This window comes from Rufibacter psychrotolerans (genome assembly GCF_016924645.1).
Lineage (GTDB): Bacteria > Bacteroidota > Bacteroidia > Cytophagales > Hymenobacteraceae > Nibribacter > Nibribacter psychrotolerans.
This window is the reverse complement of record NZ_JAFFJV010000003.1, coordinates 119,013-131,667: the sequence shown is the minus strand read 5'-3', so window position 1 is coordinate 131,667 and position 12,655 is coordinate 119,013. Positions and strand designations below refer to the sequence as shown.

Below are 12,655 nucleotides of genomic sequence, written 5' to 3'. Positions count from 1 at the left end.
ACAGCATCCAATTTCAGGGACATTCGTTTTTAACCATACCGCATGTTGTACCCAATGAATGTGAAGGAGTATGGAGAGATGTATTTTAGCAAAGGTGAAGGTTCTCACGGGAATGTGCTTGCTGGTCATGGCCCTGGTGGCGGGCTGCGCACCCGCTACCCAGATTACCGGAACCTGGAAGAGCCCCGAGGCGACCACCACTACCTACAACAGAATCCTTGTGGCCGCGCTCACTGACAATGCCATTGCCCGGCAGACCCTGGAGGCGCAGCTTCAGACCCAACTGCAGCAGCGCGGCATCACAGCCGCCAAAAGCATAGACGTGGTGCCGCCGGCCCTCACGCGCGGCGAAGGCAACACCGCCGATGCCCTCCTGGATAAAATCAAAGGCGACCAGTACGATGCCATCTTAACCGTGGCGCTGGTGAACACCGAGACCGAGACCCGTTACGTGCCGGGCAACACGGTGTACCGGCCCGTGACGCGGTTTGCCTGGTACGGCACGTTCCGGGGGTACTACACCTACTGGCGGCCCATGATGTATGACCCCGGGTACTACCGCGAAGACAAAGTGTATTTCCTAGAGACCAATCTCTACGATGCCGCTACTGAGAAGCTGCTGTGGTCGGCGCAGTCGCAGTCCTATAACCCGTCCAGCTTGCAGCGCTTCTCTGAGAAGTTCGGGGAGATCACCGTGGCCCGGATGCAGCAGGAGAACCTGATCAGGTAAGGTGTTAGGCGCTTGACCGTTTCAACCATGGGGTACCCCGGCACAAGGGTGGCAAAGCTTCTGCCTGCGGTTTTACCCCTGTTTTCACAGAAAAAGCCCGGAAACAGGGTTCCCGGGCTTTTTCTGTGAAAGAGCTTCAGAAGCAGTTACTGCCGCTTGGCGGCCAGGTCCAGTTCAATGTTCACGGTTTCAGAAATGAACTGGTCGCCCAGGGTTCGGTCATTGCCGTAGTTCATCTGCCACTGGCGGCGGTCTATGTCAAAGTTGGCCTCGGCCTCCAGGGTATTGTCATCCAGTTCAATGCGGGCCGGAAACGTGATGTTCTTGGTCACGCCTTTCAGGGTGAAGTTGCCGCTCACGCTAAAGTTGGCGCCCTCTACCAGAGAAGTGTCCTGGCCGTTGGCTTTGTACGGCTCCACCTGGGTGATCACAAATTTGGCCGTCCCGAATTTCTCGGCGTCAAAGAAGTCGCCGCTCAGCAGGTGGGGCTTCAGCTTGGTCTGGAACATCTCTCCCTGCTCTTCTAGGGCCAGTGACTTGATGTTGATGACAAACTCGCCGCCCGTGATCTGCTCATTGGCCACGGCTACCGTTCCGGAGGAGAGCTGGAACGTGCCCGGGTGGTTCTTGCCCACGCCGTGCCCCGTGAACTTCACCTCAGAGTTGGCGGTGTCTACCACAAAGGTCTGACCCGAGGTGTTGGCGGCCTGCTGGGCATCGGTGATGGTGGCCTGGTCGCCTTTGGGAGCCTGGTTGCAGGAAGCAAACGCCACGCCCGCCACCAGGGCTAGGCACATGGTTCTGATTTTCATAGTTCTTTAGGGTAAGATGAAACAATGTAGCTGCACAAATGTATTTGTGTTTTGCTATATAACGACAGAGCCATAGATTAGTTTATATTCCTGGGCGGGTCTTTTTTACCTCGCCCGCCGCTGGCCGCAGGAGAACTACCTGACGGCGACTCACCGCTGGCAGAAAATCTGTACAGGAACCGCCTGGTTGCTCACCTGTATCTGGGAGGCGGAAGAGGGCCTTTAAGAGTGCCTGAGAGCACAAAAAATAGAGGCGTTTCCGGGGTGTTTTCCCGGAAACGCCTCTAAAAGTACTCCTCCTGTTTTCAGGAAGATTTGGTGAAAACGCTTAGAAAATGCGCCCTTGCTTTTTGGATTTTTTGCCTTTTACGGGTTCGGTTTTCTTAGGCTCGGCTTCTACCAGAGGGGCTTCTACCTTGGCCACAATGGGAGCGCCGTCTGGATCCAGTTCCACCACCTCGTAGCCCAGTTTCTCCAGGCCGGGTTTAATAGCGGCCTTGTCGCCTACCAGCATGATGCTCATTTTCTCTACCTGCAGGTACTTCTTGGCCAGCGCGTTGATTTCTTCCTTGGTGATGTTTCGCAGGATCTCGTTTTGCTTGGCCACGTAGTCGGGCTCCAGGTTGTAGCGCAGCATGTTGTTCAGGAACGAAGCTTTCTGGAACGAGGTCTCATACTTGCGGGCATCGGACTGCCCGATGGCGCTCTTCATGAAGGCCAACTCCTCGTCGGTGATGCCTTCCTCGCGGAAGCGTTTGATCTCTTTCATGAACTCTACCACGGCGCTGTCTGACACGTTGGAGCGCACCCCGGCGTAAGCCGTGTACGGGCCGGCGGATTCAGTGCCGGAGAAGTAAGAACCGGCGCCATAGGTGTAGCCTTTGTCTTCGCGCAGGTTCAGGTTGATGCGGCTGTTGAAAGCCCCGCCCAGCACGTAGTTCATGAGGCTGGCCTTGTAGAACTCGCCGGTGGCATCATACGGCATGGCCATGTACCCAATGCGGATCTCTGACTGGGCGGCTTTTTCTTTGTCTACAATAAACAGCTTGGTTTTGTCAATGGTGGCCCATTTGGTGTTGGTGGGCATGGTCACGGGCTTGGCGGCCCACTGGTTCAGGAACGCCAGCTTGGGCATGATCTGGTTTTGCTCCACGTCGCCCACAATCACCAGGTTGGTCACGCTGGGTGAGAAGTAGTTCTGGTAGAATTTCTTCACGTCGTCCAGGGTGATGCTCTCCACGGTTTGGGTGGTGCCAATCACCGGAATGGCCTGGATGTGACCCTCGCCGTACAGCATTTTGTTGTACACGTTGTTGGCGATGACGGTGGGCTGGGTGCTCTGGTTCTTGATGGCCTCCAAGCGCTGTTTCTTGAGGCGGTCAAAATCTTCCTGCGCGAAACGCGGGTGCAGCATGCGCTCCTCCAGCAGGGCCAGCGTGGCATCCAGGTTCTTCACCTGGCTTTGCACCTGTACCGTCATAGTCTCGGCACCGCTGCCAAAAGAGATGGAAGAACCCATTTTCTCCAGTCTGGTGCTGATTTCCTCGGCGGTGAACTTCTCTGAGGCTTCGTTCATGATGGACGCGGTAAGGGAGGCAATGCCCGCTTTGGAGGGGTCATGCGCCTCCAGCTTGTGCCCGCCCTGCAGGGTGAACAGCAGGGTCACGGTGGGTACCTCATCGCTCTTGGAGCCGATCACCTTGATGCCATTGGCCAGGTTCTGCTTCCAGAACGGCGGCACGGTAATGGACGGGGCGGCTCCGACGGCCGGACGCTTGCTGCGGTCAAAGGTGTCTTTCGCCTTTACGTACTTAAGGCCGGCGTACTGGTCTGTAGGGGCTTTGTAACCCGCTTTGTCCACGGTGAAGTTATTGGCCTTGGCCACCATCTCTGGTTTGCCCTTGGGCACCACGCTCAGGAGCACGGCGGGCTTGCCTTTGATGTACTGGTTGTACACGCGCATCACATCGGCCTTGGTCACGGCACGGTGGGCTTTGAGCTGGTTGGTCAGGTAATTGGGGTTGCCCGTGAAGGTCTGGTAAGAAGCCAGGGTAGAGGTTTTGCCGGCCACGCTGGACAGGCTGTTGATGATGTTGGCTTCATAAGAGGCCTTGAAGCGCTCAATGTCATCATCGGTGACGCCTCTTTTCTCAAACTCCAGCAGGGCATTGCGCAGCTCCTTCTCCATGTCGGCCAGGGTGTGGCCCGGGAGCGGAAGCACGTTGAGGGTAAACTCGCCGGCCAGCTCCGAGCAGGGGTGCCCGGCGCTGGCTTGTACCGCTTTCTGGGTTTTGGTGAGGTTCTGGTACAGAATAGAGGTCTTGCTGCCGCCCAAAATCTCTGCCAGTACGTCTAAGGGAACTTCGTCTGGGTGATAGTTGGGCACCGTAGGGAACGTCATCTGCAGCATAGGGAAGCGAATGTTGTCTTCATAGGAAACGTAGCGGTCCTGGGTCAAGACCGGGGCCGGTAGTTTCATGTTTTTCACCTCGGGGCCGCGCGGAATGGAGCCGAAGTATTTCTCGGCCAGCTTCACTACTTGCTCTGGGGTTACGTCACCACCCACGGTCAAAGTGGCGTTGTTGGGTCCGTACCAACGCAGGAAGAAGTTCTTGAGGTCGTTCACGTCTACGCGGTTCAGGTCCTCAATGTACCCAATGGTAGTCCAGGAGTAAGGATGCCCGTAGGGGTATAAAGCGGCGCTCACTTTCTCGTACACCAGCCCGTACGGCCGGTTGTCATAGTTCTGACCGCGCTCGTTCTTCACGGTCTCGCGCTGCACCTCAAATTTCTTCTGGGTAACGGCGTCCAGCAAAAAGCCCATGCGGTCGGCCTCCAGCCACAGGGCGGTCTCCAGCTGGTTGCTGGGGAGCGTCTCAAAGTAGTTGGTGCGGTCGCGGTTGGTGGTGCCGTTCAGGGTGCCGCCGGCTTCGGACACAATCTTGAAATGCTGCTCATCGCCCACGTTGTCAGAGCCCTGGAACATCATGTGCTCAAAGAAGTGCGCGAAACCAGATTTACCCACTTCCTCGCGGGCCGAACCCACGTGGTAGGTCACGTCTACGTGCACAATGGGGTCTGAGTGGTCTTCGTGCACCACCACGGTAAGGCCGTTGGGCAGCACGTACTTTTCATACGGAATCATGAGTTCACTTCCCTTGCGGGTAACCTTCTCTACCAATCTTGTCTGGCCTGTTTGAGACTTGGCCGCAGCGGTGGAAACCGGCTTTTTGGCCGGGGTGGCCTTCTTCTGCGTTTGTGCCTGCGCTTGGGTGCTCAGCGCGGCAGCCAGCAACAGGGCTAGCATTCTCTTCTGTGACATAAGGCTGTTTGTTTAGTTAGAGGGACTTTGTTGAGTAATATTGGTATAATTTAGCAAAATTCCAATTAATTATTGGCTTTTTGTGCCTGGCAGTTCACGCAAAACGCCCCCCCAGAGAAGAAGGAAAAGCAGGGTGGGGGAGAACCGGTACACGGCGAAGAGCCCCAGGGCCAGGCTGAGTTTCATGCAGCGCCTCAGAAATGTAACTATTTGAATTGCAGCCCCCGGGCAAATACTTGTCTGCCAGTTGAAACATTTTTGGGGCCGTTTCTGTAAAAAGAGCCCTAAAACAAGAAGTGGGCCCTTTTGGCTTTTTCATGTTTTTAGACAATTTGCCTGAGAAATGCGTAAGACCGGTGTAAGGTGTTCCTTGGACAGACACTGCAGAACCCGGTCTACACCACAGTACTATTGCCCAGCATTGCCCTATGACACACCCCCACAAACAAGAGCCCTCGGCAGAGGCATTAAACATTTTTCAGGGGGGCGGTGAAATGGGAGCCCTCATGCGGGCCTATGACTGGAACGCGCACCCGCTGGGAAACCCCGCGCACTGGCCCCAAAGCCTGAAAACCAACATCCGGCTGCTGCTGCACTCGGGCTTTCCTATGTTCATCTGGTGGTCTAAGGAGCTGTACGCCTTCCACAACGATCCTTACCTGCCCGCTTTGGGCAAGAAGCACCCCCAGGCCCTGGGAGCGCCGGCCAGGGAGGTCTGGGCCGAAATCTGGAAAGAGATTGGCGGCATTGCCGAAAGCATCCTGGCCGGAGGCAAGCCATTCTATGCCGAAGGACTTCTTCTGTACCTGGAGCGGAAAGGCTTCCCGGAGGAAACCTATTGGACTTTTTCCTACAGTCCCGCCTTTGATGACCAGGGCCGGGAGTTTGGCGTTTTCTGTGCCTGTACTGAGGTCACCAGCACTATCTTAAACCAGCGGCGGCTGAAGACCCTGCGGGACATTGCCGATGCCATGCCCCAGATCCAGAGCCTGGAGCAGGCCTGCCAGGCCACCTGCAACCTGCTGGGCCACAACGAAAGCGATATTCCGTTCAGCCAGATCTACCTGCTCAACCGCGCCCGCACAGAGGCCCACCTGGTCAGCTCCTCCGGAAAGGTAAAGCCCCGCGTGGCCACCCACGTGCGTTTAGGCGAGGAGAGCCCCGAAAAAGGGTGGCCCCTGCAGGAAGTGGCCGCCTCCAGGAGCATGTTGCTGCTAGACAACCTGGAGGGCCTGCTAGACCCGCAGCCCGCCGGCTCCACCCCTAGGCTGCCGCACCAGGCCGCCATTCTGCCCATCCTGCGGCCGGGGCATGACCAGTTGGTGGGGTTCTTTGTGGCGGGCATCAGCCCAGACCTGGAGTACGACGCCGATTACAAGAGTTTCCATGAGCTGCTGGCCGGCCAGATTGCCACTTCGGTGGCCAGCGTGCAGGCCCGCGAAGAAGCCGCCCGCCAGCAGGCCGAACTCACCGATCTGTTCCAGCAGGCACCCGTGGCCATCTGCATTCTGCGGGGGCCCGAGCACGTGGTAGAACTGGCCAACCCCGGTATCTGCGAGCTGTGGGGCAAGCGGCACGGTGACGTGATTGGCAAGCCCATCCTGCAAGCCTTGCCCGAGGTGAAGGACCAGGGCATCAAAGAGCTGCTGGACGGGGTGCTTACCACCGGCGTGCCCTACGTGAACAATGAGCTGAGGGTGATGCTGGAGCGGGGTGGCAAGCTGGAGCCCGTCTACTTCAGTTTTGTGTACCACCCCATGCGCGACCGCCGGGGCAACATTGTGGGGGTAATTGCCGTGGCCATTGGCGTGAACGAGCAGGTGCAGGCCCGCCACGAGATTGAAGCCATGAACACCGAGCTGCGCGCCATCAACGCCGATCTGGATAATTTTGTGTACTCGGCCTCGCATGACCTCAAAGCCCCCATCTCCAACATTGAGGGCCTCATTGAAACCCTGGTGGAGTACCTGCCTCCGCAGGTGCGGGAGGAAGAGGTGGTGCAGCGGGTGCTTAGCCTCATGAACTCCTCGGTGGGCCGCTTCAAGCGGGCCGTGGCCGACTTGACCGAGGTTGCCAAGGTGCAGCGCGGCGCCGGCGAAGACATTGCCCCCATTCACCTGGCCGAGGTGGTGGCCGAGGTGCAGCTGGACTTTGAAAACACCATCAGGAACACCGGCGCCGAGATTATCACCCACTACGCCCCCGAGTCGGTGGTGAATTTTTCGGCCAAGAACGTGCGCAGCGTTGTCTACAACCTGTTCAGCAATGCCCTTAAGTACCGCTCGCCAGACCGTACGCCCCAGGTGCACATCTCCACCCAGGCCGTGCCGGGTTACCTGGTGCTGTCGGTCTCAGACAACGGCTTGGGCCTGAAACCCGAGGACAAGTCCAAGATCTTTACCATGTTCAAGCGCCTGCATGACCACGTGGAAGGGACCGGCATTGGCCTCTACATTGTAAAACGCATTGTGGAGAACGCCGGCGGCCACATAGAGGTGGAAAGCGAGAAGGGCAAAGGCTCCACGTTTAGGGTGTACTTCAAACGTTAGCAGACAAAGAATAGCCCAAACTGCACCTTGCCGTTGATTGCGCGCCCGCACTTTCCGTTTGTCTAATCTCCCCCCACGTCTGCGTGCCCAGGCGCAGAGCAGCCAGCCTGAGGACGGTGGTGCCTGCATTCGGGCCGCTGCATGCTAAATTGTTGAGACCCAAGTAGGGGAAACCGCCCCGGTTACCGGTCTTTGCTGAAATACGGTTCAGGTCTTACCGCCTGCATCACTTAAAAGCAAAGCACTGAGAACATGGTTAAGAAAATCCTGAAATGGACGGGCCTGGTCCTGGGGGCCTTCCTCGTTATCCTTTGTCTGGCGTACGCCTACGTGTCTTATGACATAGGCCAGCGCATGGAGAAGAAGTACACGTTTGCCCCCGAACGCCTTGACGTAGCCCAGGACCAGGCCCTGCTGAGCCGCGGGAAGCACCTGGTGGCCATCAAAGGCTGCACCGACTGCCACGGCCCTGACCTGGCGGGCAAGGTCATGATTGAAGACCGGGCGCTGGGCCGCCTGGTGGCCGCCAATCTTACCAAGGGGCAGGGCGGCCTGCCCGCCCATTACAGCACCACCGACTGGGTAAGGGCGCTCAGGCACGGGGTGGACCCCAACGGCAAAGCCCTGCTGTTCATGCCTTCGCACGAGACCACCTTGCTGTCGGCCCAGGACATGGCCGCTATTATTGCCTATTGCCAAAGCCTGGCGCCCGTAGACAAACCCTTGCCCGCCTCAGACCTGGGGCCGGTGGTAAAAGTAATGGCGTATTTGGATAAGATGCCGCTGCTGTCTGTGGAAAAAATTGACCACGGCAAGCCGATGGTGGCGCAGGTAGACACCGTGGAAGGCGTGGCCATGGGCAAGTACCTGGCGGTTTCCTGCAGCGGCTGCCACGGCACCAACCTGCAGGGCGGCGACCCGGTGGCGCCGGGTTTTCCGCCGGTACCCAACATCACCCGGGCCGGGCACGTGGGCAAATGGACCAAGGTGCAGTTCATCCAAACCCTGCGTACCGGCAAAACCCCCGAGGGCAAGCAGCTGAGCAACGAGAACATGCCCTGGAAAATGACCGCCCAGTACACCGACAAAGAACTGGCCTCGCTATACCAGTATTGCCAATCTATTCAATAGTCCGCTGGCAACTGGTCCTGGAAAGGAGTAGAGGAAATCCGGTTGGGAGAAGGTTCGCGCAGGGGCAGGAGCAGAGGAGCTTCCCTTTGCTTGAACGGTAGGCAAACTTCTGTGTGTGGAGGCCAGAGGCCTCCTGATGGCGCACACTCGCCAGAGGCGAGCGAGGGAGCGTTTCTGGGCTGATTTCAGGAAATCAGCCCAGAAACGCTCTTTTGTCTTGTTGCTGCTTTTGCCTTGTTGCTGGCTGTTGCGGTCAATAAAGCGGGGTTGAAACAGAACTCATCAGTCTTTTCTGTCAAACCAGAGCTGCACCAGGCCCGAGGCAGGAAACGTGAGGCTTTGGGTGAGGGTGAGGTGCTGCTCGGGGCGGCCGTCTTTGAACAGCCTTATGCCGCTGCCCAGCAGGTGCGGAATCACCGAGATGATCAGCTTGTCAATGAGGCGTTCTTTGAGCAGGCTGTAGACCACCTCGCCGCCGCCATCACAGTAGATGTCTTTGCCGGGCTGTTGCCGCAGCGCGGAAATAAGGTCTTTCAGGTCGCCGCCGTAGAACTCCACGTTTTCGTCATGGCCGGTCCTGGTGGTGGAGAGCACGTAGCACTTTTTGTCTTTGTGCGGAAACTCGGGCATGCCAAACGAGAGCACTTTCTCATAGGTGCGGCGGCCCCAGATAAGGGTGTCTACCGTCTGCTGGAATGCCCGGTACCCGTAGTCTTCACCGGGCCTTTCCACCAAACTCAGGAAATCAATGTTGTCGTCTTCCGTGGCGATGTAGCCGTCCAGGCTCATGGCAATGTAGAGAACTACCTTTCGCATCTCGGGGTGTTTTTGGGGTTTTTACCAGAAAAAAGCCTTGAAAGGAGGACTTGGCTAGGCCTAACCGGCGGTTTGCCCGCATGGGCCAGCGCTGGGGGCGGTCCCGTTATTTTTTGTACTGGGCCTCGTACCGGTCAATCCAGTCCTGGGGCGTTATTTTGGCGGCCAGTTGGGCCAGCAGCTCAAAGGGAATCTGGTCTGGCTTCTTGAACCGGATGCAGCTTTTGCCCATGTCCAGTTTGGTTTTGCTGTGCTTGGGGTACTCCGCCGTGAACCAGGCCAGCAGCTCAGGGTCGGCGTACAGACCCATGTGGTACACGGCAATAAAGTTTTTCTGCGAGGCAATGCTCAGGAACGGCAGCGGTAAACTGGGGTTGCAGTGGTAACCAGCCGGGTAGAGCGTGTGCGGCACCACGTAGCCAATCATGCCATAGCTCATTTCCTCAGAAAAGCCGCTGGGCAGGTTTTCCAGCAGGGTGCTCCGCAACTGCGCCATGGCTTGTTTGCGGTCCTCGGGCAGGGTTTCCAGGTAGTCCTGTGGACGAAGGGCGGTAGTGGGCATAACCAGTTTGTTTACAGTGGATTTTTCTAACCAGGCACCGCCGAAAGGGTGCCGTTCACCAAATGTAAAAAGTATTCTGTGCATTGCAAGTGGCTGGTTGGGGGCCGCGGCGCTCCTGTGATGCTTACCCGCGCACGGGTTCAAAGGTGGGGCGTTTCAGGGCCGTTTTGCGGAAAAGGAACGGGAAAGAGGTGGCGCTGCCCAACAACGGGCCGGTTGCTTGGGGTAACGTTGGGTGCAACACTATTCTTGGCCCGGTGCATATCTTTCTCCCGCAACGAACGTTGGAATCGGCTATGGGAATGGTCGCATTTTTAGTAGTAGTGGCGGTAGTGGTGGTGGTGTTTTACCGGTGGGCTACCCGCAAGCCGCGCCGGCGCAAGAAAGTGCTGGCGCAGGAGTTTCCGGCGGAGTGGCGCAAAATCCTCACAGACCGGGTGGGCTTTTACCACACCCTGAAGACCGAGGAGGAAAAGCACCGCTTTGAGAAGATGGTGCAGCTGTTCCTGTCTGAGAAGCGCATCACGGGCATTGAAGTCGCCATAGACGATACCACCAAAGTGCTGGTGGCGGCCAGCGCCATTATTCCCATCTTCGGCATTCAGGACTGGGAGTACCAGAACCTGGGCGAGGTGCTGGTGTTTCCGGGCAGTTTAGAGCGGTTCAAGCACGAAGACAGTGAGGCCGTCTCTGAGGTGCTGGGCCGCGTAAACCCGTTCCAGAACGACCATTACGTGACCCTCTCCAAACCGGCCCTGGAGCGCGGCTTCAACGACATGGCCGACCGCCAGAACGTGGGCATCCATGAGTTTGCGCACCTGCTGGACCAGGCCGACGGCGAGATTGACGGCACGCCCGCCGCGTACCTGCCCGATGAACTGGTAAAGCCCTGGCAGGAGCTGGTAGACCGCAAGATCAAACAAATCAGGAAAGGCGAATCAGACATCAACCCGTATGCGGCCACCAATGAGGCCGAATTCTTTGCCGTGTCTACGGAGTATTTCTTTGAGAAACCCGGCCAGCTGGCCGAGCGGCACCCGCGGCTGTACAACCTGCTCACCAAGATTTTCCACCAGAACCCCAAACGGCGGTTCGGGCTTAACTTCCGGGAGTTGCTGAACCCGTACGGCAAGCGCCTGGGCCGCAACGAGCCGTGCCCTTGCGGCAGCGGCCAGAAGTACAAGCAGTGCTGCCTGCCCAAGAAAACCGCTGCCTGAGGCCGCTCCGGCTCTGGGCTTGCGCTCACCCATCCCTGTTTTAGGCCTGTTTTACCAGAAACAGCCCTGAAACCCTTGGCAGCCGCTGACGCAAGGCGCAGTGCGCGGTGGGTTAAATTTTCACCGTTTTCCAGCGGCCTTTCCTGAACAGCCACCAGCTAATGAGCGCGTGCGTAGAGTGGCTGAAGGCAATGATGATGAAGATGCCCGTGGCCCCTAGCTTCAGGTACACGGCAAAAAGGTAGGCCAGGGGAACCTCCAGAAACCAGAGCACCAGAATGTTGATGAAGGCCGGGGTCCTGGTGTCGCCGGCCCCGTTGAACGACTGCACCATTACCATGCCCAGCCCGAAGAACACGTAGCCCAGCGTAATGATCTTCAGGCCCTCGGTGCCAATGGCAATAACCTCGGGGTCCTGGGTGAAAAAGCCGGTGAGGTACCGGCCAAACAGGAAGAAGCCCAGCGTGGCGGCCGCCAGAAAGATCATGTTGTACCGGGCGGTGAGCCAGACGGCCAGCTCGGCGCGGCGCGGCTTGCCGGCCCCCAGGTTTTGGCCCACCAGCGTGGCCGCCGCCGACGACAGGCCCCAGGCCGGCAGCAGGGTAAACGAAATCACCCGGAATGCAATGGTGTAGCCGGCCAGCGCATGGCTCCCGAACTCCACCATGATGCGGGTGAGAAAAATCCAGCTGGCTGAGTCAATCATGAACTGGCCCATTCCGCCCACCGACACTTTCAGGATCTCTACCACCACCTTGTACTGCACCCGCATGTTCTCCCGGGTAATCCTGAGCAGGTGCTTGCCGTTGAACAGGTGGTAAAGCTGGTACACCACGCCCAGGGTTCGGGCGCTGGTGGTGGCCCAGGCGGCCCCGGCCAGCCCCAGGCCCTCCACGGGTCCCAACCCGAAAATGAGCAGCGGGGCCAGGATAATGTTCACCCCGTTGGCGAACCAAAGCGTGCGCATGGCCAGGTGCGGCTGCCCCGCCCCCCTGAACGCCCCGTTGATCAGGAACAGCAGGATAATGGAGAGGTTTCCGGCGAAGATGATGCGCGCGTACGGCACCCCAATGGCCAGGATCTCGGGCGTAGCCCCCATCAGGCGCAGGATTTCCGGGGCGAACAGGAACGTGAGCAGGCCCATGGCCGAGGCCAGCACCAGACCAGTGATCAGGAGCTGAAACGTGGTGGTGCCCGCTTTTTTGTACTGCTTTTCGCCAATGCGCCGCGCCACCATGGCCGTGCCCGCCATGCTAATGCCCATGCCTATGGCGTACATCAGCATCAGGATAGATTCGGTGAGCCCCACGGTGGCAATGGCATCGGGCCCCAGCCGGCCCACAAAGAAGATGTCTACCACCGCGAACAACGACTCCATGAGCATTTCCAGGATCATGGGCGTGGCCAGCAGCAGGATAGATTTCTTGAGGCTAAGCCGGGTGTAGTCTTGCTCTTGTCCCTTCACCGCCGCCCATATCAAACGAAACAGCTCTTTGCGCGAATTCATGGGGAAAGA

At 58.1% G+C, this 12,655-nt stretch carries 9 protein-coding genes; 4 read left to right on the top strand and 5 right to left on the bottom strand.

The features are described from left to right. The first annotated feature begins 94 nt into the window (after nucleotides 1-94). A complete protein-coding gene (locus JT718_RS03370; protein WP_317195467.1) occupies nucleotides 95-730 on the top strand; it encodes a DUF4136 domain-containing protein in 636 nt (211 codons plus the stop codon). 146 nt (nucleotides 731-876) lie between these two features. Here the strand turns inward: JT718_RS03370 and JT718_RS03365 are convergent, their stop codons facing one another. Together JT718_RS03365 and JT718_RS03360 are read right to left on the bottom strand one after the other, a co-directional pair. Next, nucleotides 877-1,542, bottom strand: coding sequence for a YceI family protein (locus JT718_RS03365; protein WP_205500391.1), 666 nt, complete (start codon nucleotides 1,540-1,542; stop codon nucleotides 877-879). A 328-nt stretch (nucleotides 1,543-1,870) separates the two neighbouring features. Beyond that, complete coding sequence (locus JT718_RS03360) at nucleotides 1,871-4,864, bottom strand: M16 family metallopeptidase (protein WP_205500388.1); 2,994 nt, start codon at nucleotides 4,862-4,864, stop codon at nucleotides 1,871-1,873. Nucleotides 4,865-5,292: 428 nt separating this feature from the next. On the opposite strand from JT718_RS03360, the gene JT718_RS03355 reads away from it, so the two are divergent. Further along, nucleotides 5,293-7,413, top strand: a complete 2,121-nt coding sequence (locus tag JT718_RS03355; RefSeq protein ID WP_240336895.1) for a GAF domain-containing sensor histidine kinase — start codon at nucleotides 5,293-5,295, stop codon at nucleotides 7,411-7,413. Between the two features lie 252 nt (nucleotides 7,414-7,665). Further along, complete coding sequence (locus JT718_RS03350; RefSeq protein WP_205500386.1) at nucleotides 7,666-8,544, top strand: c-type cytochrome; 879 nt, start codon at nucleotides 7,666-7,668, stop codon at nucleotides 8,542-8,544. 282 nt (nucleotides 8,545-8,826) lie between these two features. Here JT718_RS03350 and JT718_RS03345 read toward each other — a convergent pair whose 3' ends face one another. Further along, nucleotides 8,827-9,360: a dihydrofolate reductase family protein gene (locus JT718_RS03345; RefSeq protein ID WP_205500384.1), complete on the bottom strand. Its 534-nt coding sequence runs from the start codon at nucleotides 9,358-9,360 to the stop codon at nucleotides 8,827-8,829. Between the two features lie 106 nt (nucleotides 9,361-9,466). Beyond that, nucleotides 9,467-9,922, bottom strand: coding sequence for a DUF1801 domain-containing protein (locus JT718_RS03340; RefSeq protein WP_205500382.1), 456 nt, complete (start codon nucleotides 9,920-9,922; stop codon nucleotides 9,467-9,469). A 302-nt stretch (nucleotides 9,923-10,224) separates the two neighbouring features. Here JT718_RS03340 and JT718_RS03335 point away from each other — a divergent pair, with 302 nt between their 5' ends. Continuing rightward, on the top strand, nucleotides 10,225-11,139 hold the full coding sequence (locus JT718_RS03335) for a M90 family metallopeptidase (protein WP_240336894.1): 915 nt from the start codon (nucleotides 10,225-10,227) through the stop codon (nucleotides 11,137-11,139). Between the two features lie 112 nt (nucleotides 11,140-11,251). Here JT718_RS03335 and JT718_RS03330 read toward each other — a convergent pair whose 3' ends face one another. Continuing rightward, nucleotides 11,252-12,646 carry an MATE family efflux transporter gene (locus tag JT718_RS03330; RefSeq protein WP_205500378.1) on the bottom strand — a complete coding sequence of 465 codons (1,395 nt, stop codon included), beginning with the start codon at nucleotides 12,644-12,646 and terminating at the stop codon, nucleotides 11,252-11,254. Nucleotides 12,647-12,655: the final 9 nt, after the last annotated feature.